Source organism: Bacillus sp. FSL K6-0069, from assembly GCF_038007785.1.
In the GTDB taxonomy this organism is placed as follows: Bacteria; Bacillota; Bacilli; order Bacillales; family Bacillaceae_G; genus Bacillus_A; species Bacillus_A mobilis.
Genome location: NZ_JBBOXN010000002.1, coordinates 36,529 through 60,844 on the forward strand (window position 1 = coordinate 36,529; position 24,316 = coordinate 60,844).

Consider the following 24,316-nt stretch of genomic DNA (forward strand, 5'->3'; position numbering starts at 1 on the left):
AAAATATAGCTCGTTTAAACTGTAAAATATTTAGAATAGATTAATATGTAATAGGAAATAACTAACAAACGATATAAAAACTATCGTTTGAGGTGAAAAAATGGGAATAAGAAAAAATCAAGCATGTTTGACAGATGAAGAGAAGGCAGCTTTTGTAGATGCAATTCAGGAACTAAAAAGAAATGGAGAATATCAACCCTATGTTGATGTACATCGTAAACATTTTTTTCATCCTATACATCAAAGTGCAATGTTTCTCCCATGGCATCGTGAATTTCTTCATAAATTCGAAATTGAATTACAAAAAGTTAATCGAAATGTGACAATTCCATATTGGGATTGGACGGTTGATAATTCAATAACATCTTCAATATGGCGAGGAAACTTTATGGGAGCATTTACAGGGCTGAATCGTCAATTAGGTGCAAATCCTTTTTTGCCAACTCGTACTCAAGTTAAGGAAGCTATAGATACAACGCCCTATGATACAGCTCCCTGGAGGCAGGTAACAAGTGGTTTTAGAAGTGCATTAGAAGAGTTGCATAATGGTCCTCATAATTGGGTTGGAGGAGTTATGGCAGGAGCAGGATCACCCGAAGATCCAGTTTTTTGGTTGCATCATAGCAATATTGATCGTCTTTGGGCTATATGGCAAAGAGAACATCTTAATGAACCTTATTTACCAACTAGTGGTACAACAGGTGCAGATGAATTGGGACTAGATGATCCAATGCATGAATTTAGAGAAGGAGAAAAAAATACATTAACTCCGAAAGACGTACTAGATCATACATCTCTTGGATATCAATATGATAACTATTCGTTAGATCCAGTAGACTGTTGAATTTAATTCAGCAGTTTTTTTGAGGAGATGAATTAAAATAAAACAAGACAAGACCCTATTTAATACATATCGGGGGGATAGTTTATTGGTTTATCGAAAAAGAAAGAAGTTTATTTTATTACCAGATTATATAAGTGTAATAAAGAAACCTATATTACACGTGAAGGTGTGATTCTAATATAAATGATTATGATATTGGAAAAATCGTAATGTATTAAAGCGAGGTCTTAAAAGTTTTATTAAAAGGTGACAACAGTTTATTCATTTATAACTTTTTAGAATACAACAAGTTTAATTAAAGAATATATTATTTTTTGAGTTGTGAAAAGACCGTGTGCATTTACTAAATAGGTGGGGCGTTACCCCTTATAGTATGTTTTTGGGCATAGCTTCTAATATAAGGTTCAAACCAAACTATGAATCAAAAAACGCTCCAGAACAAATGCTGAAGCGTTTAAATATTTATTTCAAACTACGATTTAAAAAAGCTTTCGTTCGTTCAAACTTTGGGTTCATAAATAAGTCCGTAGGATTACCCGATTCAACAATCTCTCCATTGTCCATGAAAATAACCTTGTTTGCCACTTCTTTAGCGAACCCCATCTCATGCGTAACCACAATCATTGTCATTTGCTCTTGAGCTAGATCCTTCATGACTTGTAATACTTCACCAGTTAATTCTGGATCCAAGGCAGAAGTCGGTTCATCAAATAACATGAATTCTGGATTCATCATTAACGCTCTAGCAATTGCGACTCTTTGTTTTTGTCCACCTGAAAGGTTAGCGGGGTATGCATTTGCCCGATCAGAGAGTCCAATTCTCTCTAGGAGTTCACCACTTCGCTGATGAATGTCAGCGGATAGTTCCTTTTTTAACATTTTAGGAGCTAGCTCCAAGTTCTCTTTGACCGTAAGATGTGGAAAAAGGTTAAAATGCTGAAAGACCATCCCCATTTTACCAGTAATCTGTCTAATTTCTTGAGGTATTGCGTATACTCCATCTTTCACTAGATAATCGCCAGATACACAGATGCTACCGTTGTCTAACTCTTCGAGATAGACGAGACTGCGAAGCATCGTGCTTTTTCCAGAGCCAGAAGGACCGATTACTGCTATTACATCATTTTTATTTATATCAAAAGAAATTCGTTTTAGCACATCTAGATTGCCATATGATTTTTTTAAATTGGATATTTCAATAATCCCCATACTTACCACTCCTTCCTATTCAAATTTGAATCGACGTTCCAACCATTTAAAGAACATAGTTAATACGAGCGTCATGATTAAATAAATGAGACCTGCCACGAAAAATGGTGTGATTGTAAAGTCCCGATTGACAGCAGTTTGAGCAAAATGTAACAATTCTGGTACAGCAACCGCATAGAGCAGGGCGGTATCCTTAATGAGTGTTACAGATTCGTTAGCTACAGCGGGAAGTGCTATACGAAACATTTGAGGAAGTATAACTCTTCTCATCGTCTGCCATTTACTCAAACCGAGAACTTGAGATGCCTCATATTGGCCTTTATCAATCGCTAAAAGACCGCCACGAAAGATTTCTGCAAAATATGCAGCATAGTTCAAAATAAACCCTAAACAGGCAGCGACAAATCGATCCATAACCAAATATTCACCAATCACAGGTAGCAACGGCAATCCGAAGCATATAAATAGTAATTGAAGTAATAGTGGAGTTCCACGCAATACGTAAATATAACCTTGAGCAAGCCAAGACAGTGGCTTTAAATTACTTCTTACAGCCAGTGTTAATAAAAAACCCATTGGAATTGACACCACAATGGCAATCAAAAATAAGAGGACTGTCATTTGTGCTCCTTCCAGCATTGGCATAAGAATTGAATTAATATAATCAAAAGACATAAAAGGATTCCCCCAAAAGCAAAACAGGGTACCATAGGGAAATCCTGTTTTGCTCTATATTCTTAATTATTTTAGTATTTTATTTTCTCCAAACCACTTTTTAGAGATCTCTGTAGCAGTACCATCCTCATTCATCTCATCAAGTGCTTTTTGAAGTTTCTTAAGTAGGGCATCATTACCTTTCTTAACACCTATTCCATATTCTTCTGGAGAAAGAAACTCGTCCAATATCTTAAAAGTATCTTTCTCTTTAGTCATATAATAATTAATAACGACTTCATCAATAATTACTGCATCTAAACGACCACTCTTTAAATCATTTAAGGCAGAAACATTGTCGGCAAACTCTGTAACGGTCTTAATTTTAGATTTGATAGGATTAGAATTCAAAGCATCTGATGCAGAAGAAAGGGATTGAAGACCTACAACTTTTCCTTCTAAATTATTTAGTTTAGTAATAGGTGAATCAGCCAAAGTGACAACCACCTGTGCATTCTTTAAATAAGGCTTTGTAAAAAGAACCTTATTTTTACGGTCATCTGTAATTGTGTAGCCGTTCCAAATGAGATCAATTCGACCACTACTTAACTCAGACTCCTTTGTTTTCCAATCGATGGGTTGAAACTTAACCTTTGTTCCCATTTTTTCTGCAGCTGCTTTAGCATAGTCAATGTCAAAACCAACAATTTTATTACTCTCATCTCTGAACCCCATAGGTGCAAATTTATCGTCGATACCAATTACTAATGTGTTATCCTCTTTTTCTTTCGGTTTAGAGCAGCCTGTAATAACCGAAAATACCGCCGCTATTATTAAAATTATAGTTATTAGACGTTTCATTTTATAAAATACCACCTTTAACTGAGTTTTATTTTTCTTTAGTTTAGGAATTCCCCTGACATTTTATGAATTTTGTAGATACAGTATTTGAGCCTTAGTAAATACCGAATTTTAGGCATTTCTTACAACAAACAAATGTTATTAAAATCCATAAAGTCTACTTTTCATTTCCATAGCTGTATAACTCCTTTGTATTAGTTTTGTTCACTTATCATTTTTTCTAGCTTTTTTGAAAATAAAAAAGAGCCATGTAGATAAAAAATACCTACATGGCTCTTTGCCTGACGTAGGTACAACGGGAATAACCCTTGTACCTACGCGTAATTTTTCCGCTAGGTTTCAAGGGTTAAGTGTGATGATGATGTTGTTTTTGTGCAAATGTAACTAAAGTTGTATTTGTAAGCATAGTTGTTTGCTCCCTTTCTCCTCTGATTTTGAAGTTAGTATACTACATGTTTTTTTAATTGAAAAGAAAAATATAATTTTTTATAAAAATACATATATATGATTAAAGATTTTAATGGGATTTTATTGTCTTGAAGAATAATGTAAGGGAGAATTAATTTCTAAAGTACTATAGCGAGAGTAGAGAATGTGCAAGGGCTATTTAAATGTTGAGTAAGTATGAACAAGCAAATATGGAGATATAAAATTCAATGAGAAATGGAATTGATTCATTAAAATGAAACAAAAACCTATTTTATACCTATCTAGGGTATGGTATTATACTTTTAACAAAAGAAAGGAGGTTATTTATTATTGAATTTTTTAATTGTTGATAAAGGAACCTGTATTACATGTGCAAATGTGGTCCTAATATAGATGATCAAGATAGTGAAAAATCGGGAATGTATTTGAGTGAGGTCCTATGAGTTTTATTCAAAATTGGAAATACCATATTCATCAATGACTTTTAAGACTACCAAAAAGTTTAACTAAGAAAAATATTCCCTCTTCAGTCGAGAATAGGTAATGAATGTTTATAAATTAATATAAAAATTAAGGTTGTGAATCCAAATGAAATCAAATGAAAAAATGGTTAAAATAGCTGTTAATGGTGGTATATCATTCGGTGCAATGTTGAACGGAAAACAATTGCTAGCAATTGCTGAATATTTGAATGATGGTGATGAACTGGAGCTAACCACTTTCCAACAACTTTACATTGAAGTACCTGAAAGTAATGTAGAACAAGTGAAAGAAAGTTTTAGGGAAGTTGGTTTATCTTGTTATCCAGTGGGCAACTTTACCAAAAGTCTAAGAACCTGTAATTTCTGTAAAGGAGAAGAAGAAGAAGGTATGCCGGTTGCAATTGAATTAAATAAACGAATTGCTGGGAAACCAGTACCTTTTACACTCCGTCCTGCCTATACTGGTTGTCCGGTTGGCTGTGGTGAACCTCTTGTAAATGACATTGGAGTAATGAAAATAAGAAATGGATATGATTTATATATTGGTGGTAAAGCAAAAGGAAAGGATGCTCAAATGGGGGTTTTATTTATGGAGCAATTATTACCTAAACAGCTTTATGAGGCAGTTGAAAAGATAATTGATATCTATTCTGAACATGGTAAAAAGAGAGAGCCTTTTTCAAGGTTTATTAATCGATTTGGATTAGAGAATCTTAGAAGTCAAATTGTCGGATGATTGTTTTTAGTCAGACCTTTAAAATTTTTAGGAGGTATTATGCATGCTAAAGGAAATTAATCTAACTGAGCTTGAACAGCAAATTTCAGTAATAAGTAAACCGATATTATTAAAGTTTACTGCAGAATGGTGTCCTGGATGTAGACAATTAGCGCCAGTAGTTGAAAGTGTTTCTGAGCAATTTGGTAATCAAATTGTATTTTTTGACGTTAACGTTGACAAAGAAATCGATTTAGCAAAAAAGTTTGGTGTGATGAGTATACCGACACTGGTATTATTGAAAAACGGAAAAGAAGTTGATCGTGTCACTGCTCCTGCTCCCAATGAAGATGTAATTGTAAGTTTTATCAAAAATAATTATAATGCATAAATAAAAAGAGTTATGAATTGATTTTTGTTTTTTGTAAAAGTCTATTGAATACAATTAAATCAACCAGATTAAAAATTCGAATGAATTTTTATTTGTAAATATGTATCTATGTAAGAAGAGAAGGGAGAGAGCCCCCTTCTCTTCTTACTTTAATTAAGTAGCGTAAGTATTACTCAATTGAATTAATATTATATAAGGATATATTTATTTAAGAGCACATAACAGAAAATCCCTTATTAATTAGGTTACTAAAAGTTAAAGGGGAAATTTTATTCTTTTCTAATATAGAAACTTTGCACAGGTTCTGCAAAGTTGCTTTGTATAATAACTAAGGGGTATATAGATAAGCTGTTAAAATGAAAATTACCATTGTACTTTGTTTATCTACTGTTGGGAGCAGCAGGAGAATAGTAAGAAATATGAACACTACTCAAAATGTGCATGTTTCTCTAACTTATATTAGCTTACAAAGGATGACTTTGTATAAACAGAAAATGATACCTCTATTTAAAATGGCATATACGGGAGTAGGTGAAATGATATAAGAGAGAAGGTAATAACTAAATAAAACGCTTATGAAGTGTTGTTTTAAGGATACAATATTTTTTCAAATCAGTATAAGACTTATTCTTTTTTGATGTTATAAGTAAAATTAAATGGATTTCTAGGATCAACATCAATAGCTATATAACTTGATAGAGATCAACATGTATTTAAACTCTTTTACTTAAAGAAATGTAAAATATATTTACGGGAAGGTGCCTTACACTTATGAAAAAAATCCTAGCTAGTATGGCAGTAGCTTCTGTTGCAGGAGGCACAGTTATTGGTACTGCTCAAGCACAAACATCTATAGCACCAGAAGACACGCAATCCAAGCAAGCTTCTGATGTAGTAACGCATGAAAATCGAGTAACAGTAAATGTAGACGCATTACGTGTCCGAACAGGCCCAAGTACATCTAATACAATTCTAGGACTGGTATCAAAAGAACAATCTGTACCAGTAGTAGATGAAACTGAAGATTGGTATAAAATTAAATATAATAACACGGAAGCCTATGTAAATAAGGAGTATGCAACTCCTAATCATATAAAAGTAAGTACTACAACTTTACGTGTTAGAACAGGTCCAAGTACATCCAACTCTATCTTAGGACTTGTAGGTGAAGGAGAAATATTACAGGTCACTGGGGAAGCTGATGGTTGGTATAAAATTAAATATAATAATAGGAATGCTTATGTTAGTAAAGACTATGTATCAATTAATAAATCATTAGTAAAATCCAAAAAACAAAAGGTGCAAGCAAGTAGAAGTTATACAGTGAACGTATCTTCTCTTAGAGTTAGAACAGGTCCAAGTATGTCTCATCCAGTAGTGAGTGTAATGAACAAAGGTCAGGTTGTGCAAGTGGTAGGAGAAGTCCAAGATTGGTATAGAGTAAAATTGAATGAGGGATTTGCTTATATAAACAAAGATTATGTATCCCGCGGAACAAATAATACCGCTAACCTTCCACAATCGATACAGACAGAATCTGTTCAACAGAACGGTACATACATAGTAGATGCTGCTGTTCTACGTGTTAGAACAGGTCCCGCAAACTATCATCCTGTTATCGGAGGAGTCCTAAAAGGACAAAGTTTACAAGTAGTGGATATAGAAAACGGTTGGTATAAAATTAAGTATAACAACCGTACAGGGTATGTGAGTGGTGAATTTGTAAAATTTTTAAAAGGTTCTTCTACTCAAGAGCAAACTCAAACAAAAGAGAAACTAGAACAAGCACAGCAACCAAATCATGAGCAAGAGAAACAAGAAGTAGCTCAACAATCAACTCGTGAGCAAGAGAAACAAGAAGTAGCTCAACAACCAACTCGTGAGCAAGAGAAACAAGAAGTAGTTCAACAACCAACTCGTGAGCAAGAGAAACAAGAACCTGCTCAAAACTACTATGTTAAGTCTAGTTCTCTAAATGTCAGAAGTGGAGCAGGTATGAATTATGAAGTAATTGGAGTTGTTGAGCCTAATCAAAAAATTCAAGTTGTTGGACAGCAGGCTGGATGGTATAAAATCAATTACAATGGAAAAACAGGATTTGTAGGTATGAACTATCTTTCAAAAACAAAGGTAGCTACCGTGGAGGAACAACCACCTTCAGAGGTAGGTACAACAAATGAAAATACAGCAAGTGGTTTCATTAAGCCAGCTGCTGGAAGTTATACTTCTGGATTTGAAAAACGCGGTGGACAAATGCATTATGGATTAGATATTGCTGCCTCTGGCACGGTATCCGTTTCAGCAGCAGCAGATGGAGTGGTTACACGTTCTTACTATTCGGAAAGTTATGGGAATGTCGTGTTTATTTCTCATAATATGAATGGACAAACATACACAACTGTATATGCTCATTTAAATAGTCGTTCTGTTTCAGCTGGGCAAAGCGTAAAACAAGGACAACAAATTGGGTTTATGGGGAATACCGGTCAATCCGAGGGACAACATTTGCATTTTGAAGTTCATAAAGGTGAGTGGAATGCTCAAAAGAGTAATGCTGTAAATCCAAAACTATATATTAAGTAAAATGCTTTTTAATTTAAATAACGAAACTAACAGTCACTCATCAAGTTAAAAAAAGGTATTATTTCCAATTTACAAAAGCGCTATTTTTCTGTGGAATTATGGAGAAATAGTGCTTTTGTATGAGTTTTCCAATTCAACATGACCTACAACATCTACTGTTTTCATAGTTATATCGGCATTGCACAAGTTGCTTCGCCTAAAGTAGTGTTTGTTAATATAGGTGCATCGTTTACAATGTCTTTTGTTTTTCACTTCAGTTAATATTATTATTTATTATTGCTAAGGTTTTCAAAAACTAAGAACAAAAGATATATTCGAGAAAATATATCTTTACGATACTAAATAGATTTCAAGAGAATTTTTCCTAATGCTGATTATTACTTTGCTCAATAATGCTTAGACTTTAGAAATAGAAATAGAATTATAAACTGAAAAGGTGTTTTCTGAATGTAAAAACACCTTTGGTTACCACTTTATTTTGCTAAGTTTCCTGTGAAAACTCATCCACTCATTTCTTCACCTATTGAATTCATATATATTACGAATGACCTATTTCATTTTTTCTATTATTATTACAGGTTTATTATAAGGGTATAAATTGTATCAAAAATACGGTGGTATGATCGGAAAACTGGTGTTTCTCGATTGATAACTCGAATTTTATTTATAATATCGAGGACAATCCCGAAATCTTGTTCTAAAGAAGTCTTTATTTGTTTTGCATTTTCTCAAGGTTTATTTTCTGTAAATTCAGAAATACAAAGAACTTTCCTCTTATATATATTTTGTATAGCTGGTGCTATACAAAGTTGATAGATAAAGAGCAAAATGAAAATCAAAAATAGAAAGATAGCTGATGCGTTCTGCTTTATATTGATTGGAAATTCTAATATTTTTGTAGATCAATTATTAATAGTATCAATAATCATTTGAGGAATAGTAGATAGCATATTCAAACTAGATGGAAGGATTGCTATCGTACGAAGTGTGTTCGCTAAAGGGAGCGAATAAGTAAAAGAATTGATAGCTGACAGTAACTTAGTATGTCCTTTCATCATATATTGGAATCTGTGAAGTTGATTGGTTGGTGGTAAAATATTATTCCAATTTATCATACCTAAAGTCGAATTTTTGATATTCAATTTTATTCCTCCTCTTCTAAAAGGCTATCATTTTCTATAGGGAATTTTTCAACTAAATAGAAAAATCAAACTGCAACTTCATTAACATTTTTCTTGCTTTCAGTAGATAATTCCACAATAACTTCTGTACTATATGGCTATCAGTGAGAATATATTTGTCATGTTGAAGGAAGAGAAAAAGTGATTTTATTAAAACGGATGGAGGGATTGATATGTCTAAAACGAAGTGGCATTTAAAAGGTGAGTGGTTCGATGTCTGCAGTTGCAAACTTCCTTGTCCCTGTACATTTGCTCAAGAGCCTACGAACGGGGATTGTCTCTTTACACTGGTATGGCAAGTCCACGAAGGGTATTACAATGACATACGATTAGATGGTTTCGGAGTAGTAGCCCTTGGTGAATTTGCAGGGAATATGTGGATTGGCGATCCCGATGCGACGATGAAGTTGATGTTCTATATTGATGAACGTGCTGATCAAGATCAGCGTAAGGCTCTTGAACAAATTTTCACCGGAAAGGTTGGAGGTTGGGCGGGGGAATTTGGCAGCCTCATTAGCGAACTACGTGGAATTGAGTATGCCCCCATCAAGTTTGATGCTGCAGATGATTTAGCCTATTGGCGAGCAGAAATTCCAAATAAGGTATCCGTTGGTGCTGAAGCTCTTACAGGTCCAACAGCTGATCCAAAGCGTCGAGTTCAACTACACAATCCGCCGGGTTCTGAAACGGGTCCAGGACAAATTGCCACTTGGGGTGTTGTAAAAGAGGATAAAGCCATTGGATTTGATTTCTCTCATGAATATAAAGGAAAATCCAGTAAACATATTCCTTTTGATTGGAAAGTAGGCTCTTGATGAATACCCAAGAAAAACAGCCACTAATTATTCGATTAATTCGATCACGAACGATAGGTAATATTCCTTTGACAGCAATTCTCTTAACGATAACAATTATTGCTTGGATGATTATGCTGGATCACTATAATATGACTAGTAGTAATGGCATGGTTCTAGGTACATTTGGCTGGTATGTGGGTATGTGGGTAACGATGACGGCAGCTATGATGCTGCCATCCGTCACACCCATGGTCATTACCTTTGCTCGCGTGTCAGCAGAGCGTACCCGAAATCTGAAGATTCCACTTGTATCCACATGGGTTTTCCTTATTGGATATCTGATAGCTTGGACTACATATGGCCTAATTGCATATGGTCTTTATTTGATCATTGACTTATTGAATCTTGGTTTCCTTGCATGGAATCAACAAGGGCCTATCGTTGCCGGTCTCACCGTAGCTTTAGGAGGACTCTACCAGCTTACACCACTCAAACAAGCTTGTTTACGACATTGTCGAAATCCTCTTCATTATGTATTAAACGGTTGGCGTAGCGGCCGGCTTGGGGCAATACGTATGGGCGTCGAACATGGATTTCATTGTGTAGGTTGTTGCTGGGGGCTGATGGTTATTTTATTTGCAGTCGGTATTATGAATTTGTTCTGGATGGGGATTATAACTCTGCTTACTTTTCTTGAGAAGATACTCCCCTCAGGTGAATATTTTTCAAAAATAATTGGTATAGGGCTAATAGTATTAGGAATCTGGATAGTGTTTGATCCAAGCAGCGTTCCTTTTTTGGTAGAACCAGATATTTCATCTCATGGTACACATACTTTGAGTGAATAAATGAGGTTACTTTAACAGTATTTTTAGCAGTGTTTTTGGATATAGGTTCAGGCTTAAAGGATAAAGCTAAGATAAATCGAAAAGTAGCTTAATGTCTTCTACAAAATTAATATAAATTATTATTAGGAGTTCTTGTATTTATAAGTAAAAACCAAACCCCAGCCGTTCAAAGCTGAAGGGATGGGGTTTGGTTTTATATTTACTTCTTTTTGCTAGATGAGTTTATACTGACCAATGAAAATCTATTTTAATATTCCGAAGTTTCCCTTCATAGCAATTATATCTTCTACTACAGTGGAGATACGGGAAATATCCAGTTTTCTAGAAGCGTTGTCATGGTCCAATTCCAGTTCTAATACCATAACAACAGATTGCTGCACTATTACAACAATTACATTTTATGTATACGATCAATTCGGTAAAGTATTTTAACTGTTAATTTTTATATCCAGTAAAGAAGAGTATCGTAAATCCCTATAAGAATCATAAAGAGACCCGCTGTAAATTGAATTATTTTTCCAACTCTTCGACTCTTTTTAAGTAAAGAGCCACTTAGGCCAAGATATGCAATAATTAAAAGTAAAAGGATAACTGGGATAGCAGTTCCTGCTGCAAAAAACATTGGAAACCAATATCCATTGTTAGATGATAAAGATAGAGGAATTAGTGTTCCAAAAAATAAAACAAACATGGTAGGGCAGAATGCTAAAGAAAAGATAAATCCCATAAAAAATGAACCAACTTCTTTTTTCCTCTTAAAAGCAAGAATAGGAACATGTAAAGAGAAAGAACTTCTTATTTTTATTATTCTTACTAATATGAGTCCGATAAATATTAGCAACGGACCTATAAATCTACGAAACCATGGAAAGTATGAAGTTAATGATTGTTGTACTTCTTTCCCTAGAAACCATACTAATAATCCAAGGGACGTAAAAGCTACTATTTTCCCTAAAGTAAATAACAAAATATGCTTCCAAGAGATACCTTTCTGTAGAGACTGATTTCCATAGAGAGTCATTGCACTAATGTTTCCTGTCAATTGACATGGTGCAAGAGTACCTACTACACCTAATAAAAACGAAAAAAGAATAGGTATTGATTTAGTGGAGTTAGCGATGTCTATAAAGGGTGACATGAGTTGATAACTCCATTGACTAATTGTTGAAAACAAGTTGTATTCACCTTTCTGAATTATATTTGGGATATATAAGTATCACTCTATTTATTTTTTATATTAATGATTAGTTATATTCTAAATTCCCATTCTTAACGATTTGTTTCCATGTATTTCCGTCATCAGTAGTAAGAAATACATTTGCTTTTATGGTGGCAAAAACTATTTCAGCAGGATTTTGAGGATTTTGAGATATATACATGATTTGATCTTTAGAATCTAAAGCTGGAATGTTTAAATCTGCTCCCTGACTCGTAGCAAGGGGTTGCTTCATCAATTGTTGTTGTTGTTGTTCAGTTATGTAAGAGTAAATAACATCCTCACTTCCCAATGTTAGTGCAGTTGTTTCTTGTGATTTAGAGAACAATTTAAATGTATTACCATTGTCTGTAGATAAGTAGATTCCATTTTTGGTACTCATTGCAACAACACTGGATTTATCAGGATGTACAGCAAATGAGCTAACTGCACTTGAGATGCCATCTAATTTACCCTGCTTCCACGCATTTCCGTTATCTGTACTGTAATAAAATCCATTTTTCAGTTTAGAATTTGGGCGTTCATTATATACATATACAGTTTCGTTATTGTATCCTGCAGCAAGGTTATGGAAATCCGATTCACCATAAAAAGCTAGTTTTTTAAAACTTGCTCCTCCATCATTACTTTTAATTAATCCTAATGGGTTTTTTAAATCCGAACTTGGTTCAGGATGACCACTTGCAAAGAATCCATTTTTTGTAGCTTGAAAGCCCATATAATCATGTTTTTGCTCTTTTGATTCTAACCATTTTCCATTTTGATATATTTTTATTCCACTGTGAGTTGCAATTGAAACTCCGGTTAGGTTTCCAGGGTATCCAATCCCATGTATATGTTCAATTTTTCCTGATGAAATTTCTTTATACAAGTTTTGAGCAATAACATTTGATGTTACATTATTTTCTTTATTTGTATCCCGTCTAGCTTGGGAAACCTCTTCTTTCTTTTGGGATGGTTCTTGTCCATTAGAACAAGCTGTGACTATAAAGATAGATGTAATAGCTAAACTACTGATTAATATTTTTTTCAATGTTGCGTCTCCTTTCTAATATACAATTAATGCTCTAAGTATAATGAAAAATTGTCGAGAAATTATGAAGCTGAGGATAGTGTGAATCCCAAAATACGTTGGGAAAGAAAAATATAATTGCAATAAAAAAGCAGGTATTCGATTGATTTAGAATCGAATACCTGTATATAAATTTTAATAGGAAGGGTACACGGAAAGTAAAGTAAAGATTGCGTGGAGGCAATAGTCAATTTTTAATGCTGTGCCAGCAACTTGATAAATTAAGTATAAAAAACTATTATCAAGAAATTATGGAGAAAATGACGATTTTTATACTCTTTCTAATGATTTATACATTAAAGAGTTTTATGTGTTTACCAGAACATAATAAATCCTTTGCATACTTCTAAAACAGTTTATTATTAATTTAAAGATAACCAGAAAAAATTATTAAGATGTTTAGTTCTAGCAACTTGGAATCTATATAACTATACTTCATTAGATTAAAACGCTTTAACAAAAAAAGGTTGATATATTTTTAATGCATGGTAGCATAATTCTAAATATTACGTAGGGGGTGGCGTATATAAAGTTTAATAAATATTTATTATTTGTATTGTTATTACAAATGTTCTGTATTATTTTATTTTTCAGCACAGCACTAGCTAGATTGCCTGAATTCATCGCGGATATTTTATGGATGGTAGTTACAGTGATTGGATATATATTTGGTTTTGTATCGCTGCTAAAAGAAAGTAAAAAAGAATTGCCTATACTAATAATTCTTCTGTCCTTTGTGATGACTACTTTTTTTGTGTTTGCATTGCTTCTTTCAGGAATGTAATAACTACGTATCGATAATAAAAGGAGTGAAAAAATAAATATTGGTTTAGGTATTACAATCTTATTAGGGATACTTGCATTCATTGTACGAAACAAAAAATGATTCACTTTTTTCAGATTGATTGTGCTAAGTATACTCTTATCTATTTCATTGTTGAAGGGTGTATATGATCCATTTGCAAATAATCATGAAAATCATAACTAAAATAAAAATTTTATAGTTAATAACCTAATAAATTCGAAAAGAATATTTAGAGGATAATTATGAAGACAAAACTCAGGTGTTCAATTTGTAGCGAGCGAGACTTTACTATAAAAAGCTGTTTACTTCAAGATATAGTAAACAGCTTTTTGAGTACAAAATTATTAGTTTTCGTGTTGATTGAATGGCTAATATTTCTAGGAGATTTTAAGCAGTTAATGATTTGAGATTAACTCGCCATTAGCTTGCAAGCTTCTGCGCATCGGAAACAAGCATCGGCACATTCTTTACAATGCTGATGTTCATGTTTTTTACACTCATTTCCACATGCTTCGCAAATTTTAGCGCACAGCTGACAAATTTCTTTCGCGAAAGGGCTATTACTGCTCATTGATTTAGCAGCAAGTGCACAAATATCAGCACATTCTCGATCTAATCGAATACATTCTACCATCATTTTAACGTCTGATTCTTGCAAACATGCACTATAACATGAATTGCAAATTTCCATACATTTTAAACATTCCTCGATACAAGCTTGATACATATTTTGCATTGTTTTTTTCTCCTTCTAATAGTTTATTTATAGTTGTTGAAAATGGATTATCCATGCCTCTATTAAAGTGCGTTTATCTCCAATAATTATGCGGGATTTTTTATTAGTTTATTTATTGGTATTATTTGACAACGAGTAATAATAGCCCAACATTTATTGTGTTGGGCTGTTATTTATATTGCTATTTTTTATGAGATTTCTCATGAAGAGAGAGTAGCTAAATCTTTTGATATAAAAGATAACAAAGGATAGGGTGATATTATGATTATGTCCATTATTCTAATGCATTATTGTTTAGTTCATTATAACGTGTAGTTGCTAAACCTTTTCGTCTACGATAAATCATAAGAAGAAGCGAAATGATGATAAGGGATATTGACATAACTTGAGCCATACGTAAGGAAGATGTAAGCATTAGACTGTCAGTTCGCAGTCCTTCAACGAAAAATCGACCTATAGAATACCAAATTAGATAGCTTAAAAATATTTCACCTCGTTTTAGGCTTCCTTTTCGAAGTATTAACAAAGTAACAAATCCAATTATATTCCAAATGGATTCATATAAGAACGTAGGATGGTAGTAGGAACCATTGATATACATTTGATTAATTATAATATCAGGTAATCGTAAAGACTCTAAAAATGTACGAGAGACTGGACCACCATGAGCTTCCTGATTCATAAAATTACCCCAGCGGCCAATTGCTTGACCTAAAATCAAACTTGGAGCTGCTATGTCGGCTAGCTTCCAAAAAGAAATATTTCGTTTCTTTGTAAACACTATAGTGGTTACAATAGCACCAATGAGTCCACCATGAATTGCAATCCCACCATTCCAAATAGCAAAAATTTCGTTGAGGTGATTTTTATAATAAGCCCATTCGAAAAGTACATAATAAATACGTGCTGACAGAATGGAAATCGGTAATGCGTATAATACTAAGTCTGTAAATGTATTAGAAGGAACTTGTAGTTTTTTGCCTTCACGAGTGGCTAAGATTAATCCGAGTAAAATCCCAATTCCAATAATAATTCCATACCAGTAAACGGTTAAAGGACCAAACTGAATTGCTATGCGATTTAAAGGTTGAATAGATAAAAGATTCATTGTATAGTTTCATCCTTTCTTTATGTTTGCGCTATTTAAAGTTAATTTTTTTATTTTGTCATAAGTAATAGGACCAATAACATTCTCTGCAATTATTCCATTTGAATCAATAATATATGTTGTAGGAATAGTAATAATTTTGTATTGTTTCCTGATTTCTCCCTTAGTATCAAGTAGAATAGGAAACGAAATCTTATATTGTTTAGTAAAATCCTTTACTTGCTTTGTATTAGATTCGTTATCTGTTAAGTTTACTCCAATGATAATAATATTGTTCTTCTTATAATCCGAATAAAATTGTTGCATATCTGGCATCTCAGATTTACAAGGTGGACACCATGTAGTCCAAAAATTGAGTATTACCGTTTTTCCACGTAATGATGATAACTTTACTGATTCTCCAGTCAGTGTTGACAAAGTAAATTCAGGTGCTTGTTGATCTTTTTCTAAACCAACAGAAAATGTAGAAACACTTTTTTTGTCTGTATTGATCGACTGAGGTGCTTGAGCTTTAGGAGTTTCAGATGTAGGGCTTAGGAACTTAAACCCCAATATCAGTACCACTGCAAGGATAGCAACAATTCTGATTTTCAATAAAATACCTCCTTTGTACATGGTTCCTTTACTTTAAAATAAAATTGTGCATTTCTTATGGAGAGGCAAGACAAAAGGAAAATTAAATATAACCTTCATAATTTCTTCATAATTTTGTGATAACATTTGAAAAATGAAAGGTACATTCCAAAGTTTTTTAGACACATTATTTTTGGAACCGCTTTTCTAAAAGGGTATAAGTTACTTCAGCTATTGAAAGACAGAATGTTATTCCTTACAATGAAGGGAAGGGAGATATGAAAAAAAGGTCTCGTATTGCAAAAATTAGATTGGTAGGATTAGTATTTACTTTATCCTTAGGATTAGCTGCATGCAGTAACAATGGGGAGAAAAAAGTGGATCAAAAGGATATGAAGAATATGGATCAAAAAGATATGGATAAAATGGACCATGGGTCTATGAAAAAAGACGAAAAAAAATAACGATCCGAACTTTTTTTAAAATTTATCTAAAAAAGTATTTCTTATAACTTATTCAGCCTATTTAGCCTATCAAAGATGGAATATATTATTTATTATGAATAGGTTTAGTTACATATCACTTGTTCGTATTACTGAGAAAAACACTAGCAAAAGCTCTGCTAGTGTTTTTCTTTGTTTAGATAAGTATGCTGTAAAACAAGTAAAAATGTTTTAAAGCAGAATATCATTTTATTCGTAAAAATATTTAAAAGTGGGGAATGTTAAGAGAGAAAAATGTATAAGTCAAAGTGTTGATATATTTATACATGATTCAAAACGAAGGAGGAATATAAATGAAAAAGATATTTAAATCATTCAATTTAGGAGTAATAGGACTGATATTGCTCTTGTCTTTAGGAGTGGTTGCATGTGGGAAAAGTAATGAAAACAATATGAATCATGAGAATATGAAAGATTTGGATCATGGCTCCATGGATAAAGATGAAAATAATGATATGAAAGATAAAGGAAATATGAAACATAAAGTTATGATTCCAACTGATTTTAATGCTAACGCAACAAATGGACTTTTGGTTACGAATACAAAGAATGTTACGCGCCTTAACACGAGTGATCCAATTCAGTTAGCTATACAGGTCTCTCAAACAATTTGGCCAGCGACGCACAAGGAAAATCAGCCCGGAGCAGTGATTCTTGTACCACTTGGATCATGGCAAATAGATATTGCGAGCGCGGACTTAATTCATCATCCAAATAACGGACCGGTTTTGTACATTGATAAGGATAATGTTCCAACTAGCACGTTAAACGAAATTAAGCGGTTAAACCCAGTCGGAACAAAAGATGGGATACAAGTGATGGTAATGGGAGATGTGAGTAATTCTGTTATTAATTCTCTAAAGGATTATAAGATTAAGCAAGTAAAAGGGACAGATAGTGCGACGTTTGCAAAAGATGTAGATAAATTGTATGCGAATGACACCGATGGATATCCATCAAGTGTTATTATTGGTTCTTCAGATGAAGAAGCGCGTCTATACACGACACCTATTGTAAATTGGATTGCTCATATGCCAGAGCCCTTACTATATGTAACCAAAAATGAAGTTCCTCAAGCTACAATTGAAGCTTTAAAAGAACGTAAAGGAAAAGCAAATATTTACGTGGTAGGACCGGAATCGATTATCTCAGCTGATGTAGAGAAGAAGTTAGGAGAACATGGAACGGTTACTCGGATAAGTGGTAAAGACCCTGTGGAAAATTCTATAGCATTTGCAAAGTTTAGAGACACAAAAACGAAATTTGGTTGGGGGATAACACAACCAGGACATGGAGTATCATTTGTGTCTACAGATTCTCCAGATCTAGCTGTTGTGGGGGCACCTATTTCACATTTAGGAAAACATGCACCAATTATTCTTTTGGATAAAGGAGAACCTACTCAACCGGTTTATGATTTCTTAGCAACTATCAAACCTATGTTTAAAGAATCACCAACTGAAGGCCCATATAATCATGCTTTTTTGTTAGGTACAGAGAAGGAACTTTCTAATAAAACACAAGGTATTTTGGATGAACAATTGGAAATTGTATCAGCAAGTGGAAAAGGTCATGGTGGTCACTAGAATTTTTTATTCAAATCTGTTCAAGAATAAAATAAATGAAATCTATAAAAACACCCCTGATTATATGAAAAGTTTGGGGTGTTTTTATTGACATAAACTGCTAATGTTCATGCATATGTTGCTCATGTTTGGATGAGGATGGAGGAGTAAGTTCTGGGAATGTAATGAATACAGTAAGAACAACTACTACGCTAATTGAAAGTAGTAATAGGAACCTACGGTGAATATAGGAAGAAAAAGTTTCTGACAAGAATTGAATGATACATGAAGTTGTAATGGCTATGGTAAGCAAGAGACTAATCAGGAGTATACTGTGTGCTTGTTGAGCATTCAACATTTCTGTAATCATTGCTCCCATCATACCTGCCATTAATCCAGAAAACATGCCTTCTAAAGCAGAATATAGATGAAAACGTAGGCCGACTAAAAGACCGATAATACTACTAATCAAAATAGCAAGCAAAGTAGAATATAGTAATTCACCTTTAAAGATAATACCTAAATAAAATCCTATACTTAAACCGATACACATACTAAAAGACATAATAAATACCATATACTCCATTAGGGTACCTTTAGATTTAGAAATGTATGTTGTAACAATAACTGATATACAACAAAGCGTTAGGATAGTTAGCGTATAGGTGGACATAATGATACCTCCCTGTCCTTTTATTCATTTCATCATATGTTTAAATGTGGAGTACTTATGCCTATATGTATCTGCAAATTATCTGCATAATCTATGAAAAGTATTTACTTTATTGTGTAAAACAAATATGATAACTTCATTATAAACCGTAATGATAACGATTTATAATGAGATTGAATTCATATATATGATTAGGAAGGAAGAACTTTATGCGAAAGTTAATAAAAGTATGTATTTCTTTATTATTGGTAATTAGTCTTTTTAGTGCATGTGGTGTTAAAAAAGAGAATACGGAAAAAGGGCAACAAAACAGGGTGAAATCCGATAAATTACAAATATATACTACCATTTATCCACTTCAATTTTTAGCAGAGCAGATTGGAAATGGTTATGTAGAGGTAGAAAATATTACTCCTCCAGGAACGGAAGCACATTCGTTCGATCCTACTCAAAAGACAGTGGTGAAAATCGCTCAAAGTGACATGTTTATTTATAGTGGTACGGGAATGGAGGGTTTTGCAGACAAAATTAAACAAACAGTAAAAAATGAGAAGGTTTCAATTGTAAAAGCAGCAGAAGGTATTAAGCTGATTAATGCAAAAAATACTGAAGTACAAGAGGGAAAACAAGAGAAAGAGCTAGATGTAGACCCACATGTTTGGTTGGATCCTATACGAGCCATTAAAATGGCTGAAAATATAAAAGAGGCTCTAATCCAACTGAAACCTGATGCGAAAGACGATTTTGAAAAAAACTTCAATGCATTAAAACTAAAATTAGAAAGTCTAGATCAAGAATTCAGAGATATAGTTACAAAGGCTCCAAAAAAAACCTTTGTTGTCTCCCATTCTGCATACGGATATTGGGAGGATGTATATGGACTGAAACAAATTGGGATTAGTGGACTATCTCCTACTAATGAGCCATCTTCTCAAAAGTTAAAGGAGATTATTGAATTAGCTAAAGAAAATAATATTTCTTATGTATTATTTGAGCCTAATCTTAGTAACAAGGTTGCATCAGTTGTAAAAAGAGAAGTTGGAGCAGATTCGTTAACACTTCATAATTTAGAGAGTTTAACAGCGCATGAGATACAAAATAAAGATGATTATTTAAGTGTTATGAAATCAAACATACTATCACTTCAAAAAGCATTACAATAAGTATGATTGATAAATGAGTATGTAAGAACCTACTGATCATGGTAGGTTCTTTTTTATGGAATGGCTTTTATTAAAAGTAATAGCTCCCCTGAATTTAATAAAGATTATGGAGTGTATAGAGTGAAGTTATTCTGTTGAAAATACATACAGATTAGTTTATTGGCATATACGTTCTAAAAAAAATTTTAAAAATAGGTTTACATACAGTTGCGTTTTATACCCCCTACCCGTATAATGTATTAAAAGAACAATAAATATTATAAATGAGGTGATATTGATGGGGCATTGTGAAGGCAGTGAGATAAATCCTAAAATGGTTCCTCGAACAGAAGAAGAAATTCAAAATGTTATAAAACGTTTAAAACGTATTGAGGGGCAAGTACGTGGTGTCCAAAAAATGGTTGAAGATAATCGTTACTGTGTAGATATTTTAATCCAAATTTCAGCGATTAATGCTGCTTTAAATAAGGTAGGTTTTTCTTTATTAGAACGTCATACAAAACATTGCGTAGCAAAAGCAATTAACAAAGGGGATGGAGATGAATCTATTCAAGAATTAATGAGTGTAATAAGACAATTTTCAAAATAGGAGGGGTATAAAATGGATAAACAAAAGCATGTGACGCTCGGCGTTACAGGAATGACATGTGCAGCATGTGCAACCCGAATTGAAAAAGTGCTAAATAAAATGGATGGGGTAGACGCTAATGTAAACTTGGCTATGGAAAAAGCAAGTATTAAATATGATCCATCACAGCAAGAAATCTCTAATATAAAAAATAAAATTGAAAACCTAGGCTATAACGTAGCAGAGGAAAAAATCACTTTAGATATTGAAGGAATGACATGTGCAGCATGTGCAACTCGAATTGAAAAGGTACTAAATAAAATGGAAGGTGTTTCAAATGCTACTGTTAATTTAGCTACAAACAGCGCGGTTGTTGAATATAATGAAGGTTTAATTTCTACAGAAAATATTTTAGAAAAGATAAAGAAAACAGGATATAAAGGACAAATACGCAGTGAAGATGTAGATCGTTCAGAACGAAAAGAAGAAGTGATTAAGGCAAAAAAACGTCAACTTATCATTTCAATTATTTTATCCTTGCCCTTACTCTATACAATGATTGGACATATGCCATTTGATACAGGGATACCAATGCCACATATTTTAATGAATCCGTGGTTTCAACTTTTATTAGCAACACCTGTTCAATTTTATATTGGTGGACATTTCTATGTAGGTGCTTACCGTGCGCTTCGAAATAAAAGTGCTAATATGGATGTTTTAGTTGCCTTAGGAACATCGGCAGCGTACTTTTATAGCTTATATGAGGCATTGAAAACACTAGGAAACGCAAACTACAGTCCGGATCTTTATTTTGAAACAAGCGCAGTTTTAATTACATTAATACTAGTTGGAAAATATTTTGAGACATTAGCAAAAGGACGTACAACGGAAGCAATTTCTAAATTATTGAGTTTACAAGCCAAAGATGCACTTGTTGTGCGTGATGGTCAAGAAATACGAGTACCACTCGAGGAAGTAGTTATCGGAGATACGATTATTGTAAAACCAGGTGAAAAAATACCAGTAGATGGTATTGTAACCTCAGGGGTATCTTCTGTTGATGAATCTATGATTACTGGAGAATCTATTCCAGTTGATAAAAAAGAGGGAGACGCTGTTATTGGCGCTACTATAAATGCAAATGGAGTTCTAACAATTAAGGCTGAAAAGGTTGGGAAAGATACAGCTTTAGCAGGTATTATTAAAATTGTTGAGGAAGCACAAGGGTCAAAAGCACCTATTCAGAGATTAGCGGACATCATTTCAGGTATTTTTGTTCCTATTGTTGTAGCGATTGCTGTAGTTGCTTTTATTGTATGGTATTTCTTTATCACACCAGGAGATTTACCAAATGCATTAGAAGTTGGGATTGCAATCCTTGTAATTGCTTGTCCGTGTGCGTTAGGTCTGGCTACACCAACTTCTATTATGGTTGGTACAGGAAAGGGAGCAGAGAAAGGAATTCTCTTTAAAGGAGGTGAATTCCTAGAAGGAACGCATAAAATTAATGCTGTATTACTTGATAAAACAGGAACTGTAACAAAAGGGAAACCGGAAGTTACTGATGTCTTAGAATTTGAAGAAGGTATGTTGGATTATGCCATTTCAGCTGAAAGTGCTTCTGAACATCCATTGGCACATGCCATTGTTGAATACGGAAAGCAACAGGGAATTAACTTAAAAGATTTAGCGCAGTTTTCAGCAATCCCAGGCCATGGTATTGAAGCAAACATTGAAGATAAAAAAGTTCTTGTTGGAACACGTAAATTAATGAATGAACAGTCAATTGAGATATCACAGCATGAAGAAGTTATGAAAGACTTAGAGTATCAAGGTAAAACAGCAATGCTTGTCGCGATTGATGGAAAACTTGCTGGAATTATCGCTGTAGCTGATACAGTAAAAGAAAGCTCTAAGGCTGCGATTCAAACATTAAAAGAGATAGGAATCGAAGTATACATGGTAACGGGGGATAATAAACGTACAGCTGACGCAATTGCGAAGCTTGTTGATCTTGACCATGTATATGCAGAGGTATTACCAGAAGATAAGGCTAAAATTGTAGAAGATTTACAAAAACAAGGAAAACGAGTAGCGATGGTGGGAGACGGCATTAATGATGCACCAGCTCTTGCGAAAGCTGATATTGGTATGGCTATTGGAACTGGTGCAGATGTTGCAATTGAGACTGCAGATGTTACTTTAGTTGGTGGTGATTTGTCACACATACCAAAAGCAATTGAATTAAGCCGTAAGACAATGAAAAATATTCGACAAAATTTATTCTGGGCATTATTTTATAATGCAATTGGAATTCCTGTAGCTGCGGCTGGACTATTAGAGCCTTGGGTAGCAGGGGCAGCGATGGCATTTAGCTCAGTATCTGTTGTTACTAACGCGCTTCGTTTGAAACGTGTCAAAATATAAATTAAATGGAGGGATTTATTATGACTATCACATTAAACGTACAAGGAATGACATGTAATCATTGTAAAATGTCAGTAACAAATGCACTTACAGAGTTAGAAGGAGTACAAAATGTTGAAGTACATTTACAAGAGGGAACTGTAAATGTAGAATATGATGATACAAAAGTAGATGTAGAAAAAATGAAAGAAGTTATTGAAGATCAAGGATATGATGTGATATAAAGATAAGTTTAAGGTCCTACAAGAAAAGGTCACTTTAGTAAAAGTGGCCTTTTAAATTTATAAAGATAAATGTTTTTCATTAGATAATTACTTTACCAATAATCGAGATGTTTGCGAATACATTTATTTTTGGGATACATAATTATATTTAGAGAATACCCAGTTTCAGTATTTGAATTTTTAATAAGAAAGGATGCGAAGGAATGAACTCACAGAGACAAGGCTATGAAGGATGGTGGCAAGGAGGACACCGTGGTTGGCCAGGCGGACACGGTGGCTGGCCAGGAGGACATGGGTATTAAAAAATGCTATAAAATCATTTTTTTACGTAGAGTTTGTACATTTGTATCGTTGTATATTTTCAGTAAGTATATAGTGAAAATAGCAAAAAAATACTGTGAAGTAAGGATTCTATCTTGCTGTTTTCACTATATACGTCATGCTGTCAAAATTATTTTAGAATCAATTGTCCAAAACAATGCAATAGCAAACATTTGAGATACTTGATTAGAAAATTTCAAGCATGAGTGTTGTAAAAAGACTTGAAATTCTAAACTAAATTTACAACATAAAATATTGACTAATCTTTACTTATAACCTGGTTTGTAGGTATTTTTTTGTCTTTTTCAGTGGACAAGAATAGAAAAAATTTTTAAACTATAGACATGAAAGTATAAAATTCCCAA

Annotated in this window: 21 protein-coding genes; 12 read left to right on the forward strand and 9 right to left on the reverse strand. The window is 33.5% G+C overall.

Translation table 11 applies throughout. The features are described 5' to 3' along the window. The first annotated feature begins 100 nt into the window (after positions 1-100). Complete coding sequence (locus tag MHB74_RS27350; protein ID WP_000512863.1) at positions 101-844, forward strand: tyrosinase family protein; 744 nt, start codon at positions 101-103, stop codon at positions 842-844. 462 nt (positions 845-1,306) lie between these two features. Here the strand turns inward: MHB74_RS27350 and MHB74_RS27355 are convergent, their stop codons facing one another. From MHB74_RS27355 to MHB74_RS27365, 3 genes are all read right to left on the reverse strand, one after another. Then, positions 1,307-2,053 (reverse strand): amino acid ABC transporter ATP-binding protein, encoded by a 747-nt coding sequence (locus tag MHB74_RS27355; protein WP_000511339.1) that lies wholly within the window; start codon positions 2,051-2,053, stop codon positions 1,307-1,309. Positions 2,054-2,068: 15 nt separating this feature from the next. Continuing rightward, entirely contained in the window at positions 2,069-2,728 is a 660-nt protein-coding gene (locus tag MHB74_RS27360; protein ID WP_000007171.1) for an amino acid ABC transporter permease, read from the reverse strand. 66 nt (positions 2,729-2,794) lie between these two features. Beyond that, positions 2,795-3,568, reverse strand: coding sequence for an amino acid ABC transporter substrate-binding protein (locus MHB74_RS27365; protein ID WP_000825672.1), 774 nt, complete (start codon positions 3,566-3,568; stop codon positions 2,795-2,797). A gap of 1,017 nt (positions 3,569-4,585) precedes the next feature. Here MHB74_RS27365 and MHB74_RS27370 point away from each other — a divergent pair. The 5 genes from MHB74_RS27370 (at position 4,586) to MHB74_RS27390 (ending at position 10,994) form a co-directional block, all read left to right on the forward strand. After that, positions 4,586-5,215, forward strand: a complete 630-nt coding sequence (locus tag MHB74_RS27370) for a hypothetical protein (RefSeq protein ID WP_000839996.1) — start codon at positions 4,586-4,588, stop codon at positions 5,213-5,215. Between the two features lie 43 nt (positions 5,216-5,258). After that, positions 5,259-5,585 (forward strand): thioredoxin family protein, encoded by a 327-nt coding sequence (locus tag MHB74_RS27375; protein WP_000910569.1) that lies wholly within the window; start codon positions 5,259-5,261, stop codon positions 5,583-5,585. 771 nt (positions 5,586-6,356) lie between these two features. Continuing rightward, positions 6,357-8,168 carry an SH3 domain-containing protein gene (locus MHB74_RS27380; protein WP_061676397.1) on the forward strand — a complete coding sequence of 604 codons (1,812 nt, stop codon included), beginning with the start codon at positions 6,357-6,359 and terminating at the stop codon, positions 8,166-8,168. A gap of 1,354 nt (positions 8,169-9,522) precedes the next feature. Continuing rightward, complete coding sequence (locus MHB74_RS27385; RefSeq protein ID WP_000047658.1) at positions 9,523-10,164, forward strand: DUF1326 domain-containing protein; 642 nt, start codon at positions 9,523-9,525, stop codon at positions 10,162-10,164. Beyond that, entirely contained in the window at positions 10,164-10,994 is an 831-nt protein-coding gene (locus MHB74_RS27390) for a DUF2182 domain-containing protein (RefSeq protein ID WP_001095946.1), read from the forward strand. Before MHB74_RS27385 ends, MHB74_RS27390 begins: the two co-directional genes overlap by 1 nt. A gap of 442 nt (positions 10,995-11,436) precedes the next feature. Here MHB74_RS27390 and MHB74_RS27395 read toward each other — a convergent pair whose 3' ends face one another. The 5 genes from MHB74_RS27395 to MHB74_RS27415 form a co-directional block, all read right to left on the reverse strand. Beyond that, positions 11,437-12,168 carry an urease accessory protein UreH domain-containing protein gene (locus MHB74_RS27395; protein ID WP_000493107.1) on the reverse strand — a complete coding sequence of 244 codons (732 nt, stop codon included), beginning with the start codon at positions 12,166-12,168 and terminating at the stop codon, positions 11,437-11,439. A 70-nt stretch (positions 12,169-12,238) separates the two neighbouring features. Continuing rightward, positions 12,239-13,243 (reverse strand): F510_1955 family glycosylhydrolase, encoded by a 1,005-nt coding sequence (locus tag MHB74_RS27400; RefSeq protein ID WP_000721963.1) that lies wholly within the window; start codon positions 13,241-13,243, stop codon positions 12,239-12,241. Positions 13,244-14,496: 1,253 nt separating this feature from the next. Continuing rightward, a complete protein-coding gene (locus MHB74_RS27405) occupies positions 14,497-14,823 on the reverse strand; it encodes a four-helix bundle copper-binding protein (protein WP_001180616.1) in 327 nt (108 codons plus the stop codon). A gap of 274 nt (positions 14,824-15,097) precedes the next feature. Beyond that, on the reverse strand, positions 15,098-15,931 hold the full coding sequence (gene lgt, locus MHB74_RS27410) for a prolipoprotein diacylglyceryl transferase (protein WP_001050886.1): 834 nt from the start codon (positions 15,929-15,931) through the stop codon (positions 15,098-15,100). 9 nt (positions 15,932-15,940) lie between these two features. Continuing rightward, positions 15,941-16,525 carry a peroxiredoxin family protein gene (locus tag MHB74_RS27415; protein ID WP_000702218.1) on the reverse strand — a complete coding sequence of 195 codons (585 nt, stop codon included), beginning with the start codon at positions 16,523-16,525 and terminating at the stop codon, positions 15,941-15,943. A 257-nt stretch (positions 16,526-16,782) separates the two neighbouring features. Here MHB74_RS27415 and MHB74_RS27420 point away from each other — a divergent pair, with 257 nt between their 5' ends. Together MHB74_RS27420 and MHB74_RS27425 are read left to right on the forward strand one after the other, a co-directional pair. After that, positions 16,783-16,968 (forward strand): hypothetical protein, encoded by a 186-nt coding sequence (locus tag MHB74_RS27420; protein WP_000747418.1) that lies wholly within the window; start codon positions 16,783-16,785, stop codon positions 16,966-16,968. Between the two features lie 332 nt (positions 16,969-17,300). Further along, positions 17,301-18,593, forward strand: coding sequence for a cell wall-binding repeat-containing protein (locus tag MHB74_RS27425; RefSeq protein ID WP_000718096.1), 1,293 nt, complete (start codon positions 17,301-17,303; stop codon positions 18,591-18,593). 100 nt (positions 18,594-18,693) lie between these two features. Here MHB74_RS27425 and MHB74_RS27430 read toward each other — a convergent pair whose 3' ends face one another. Beyond that, the gene (locus MHB74_RS27430) at positions 18,694-19,245 is read right to left on the reverse strand and encodes a hypothetical protein (protein ID WP_000109258.1); all 552 of its coding nucleotides are present in this window, start codon (positions 19,243-19,245) and stop codon (positions 18,694-18,696) included. A gap of 209 nt (positions 19,246-19,454) precedes the next feature. Here MHB74_RS27430 and MHB74_RS27435 point away from each other — a divergent pair, with 209 nt between their 5' ends. The 4 genes from MHB74_RS27435 (at position 19,455) to copZ (ending at position 23,630) form a co-directional block, all read left to right on the forward strand. Continuing rightward, positions 19,455-20,408 (forward strand): metal ABC transporter substrate-binding protein, encoded by a 954-nt coding sequence (locus tag MHB74_RS27435; RefSeq protein ID WP_001228573.1) that lies wholly within the window; start codon positions 19,455-19,457, stop codon positions 20,406-20,408. A gap of 277 nt (positions 20,409-20,685) precedes the next feature. Further along, a complete protein-coding gene (locus MHB74_RS27440) occupies positions 20,686-20,997 on the forward strand; it encodes a metal-sensing transcriptional repressor (protein ID WP_000509716.1) in 312 nt (103 codons plus the stop codon). 12 nt (positions 20,998-21,009) lie between these two features. After that, on the forward strand, positions 21,010-23,406 hold the full coding sequence (locus MHB74_RS27445) for a heavy metal translocating P-type ATPase (RefSeq protein ID WP_000360777.1): 2,397 nt from the start codon (positions 21,010-21,012) through the stop codon (positions 23,404-23,406). 20 nt (positions 23,407-23,426) lie between these two features. Next, positions 23,427-23,630 carry a copper chaperone CopZ gene (gene copZ, locus MHB74_RS27450; RefSeq protein ID WP_000156565.1) on the forward strand — a complete coding sequence of 68 codons (204 nt, stop codon included), beginning with the start codon at positions 23,427-23,429 and terminating at the stop codon, positions 23,628-23,630. The last annotated feature ends 686 nt before the right edge of the window (positions 23,631-24,316 follow it).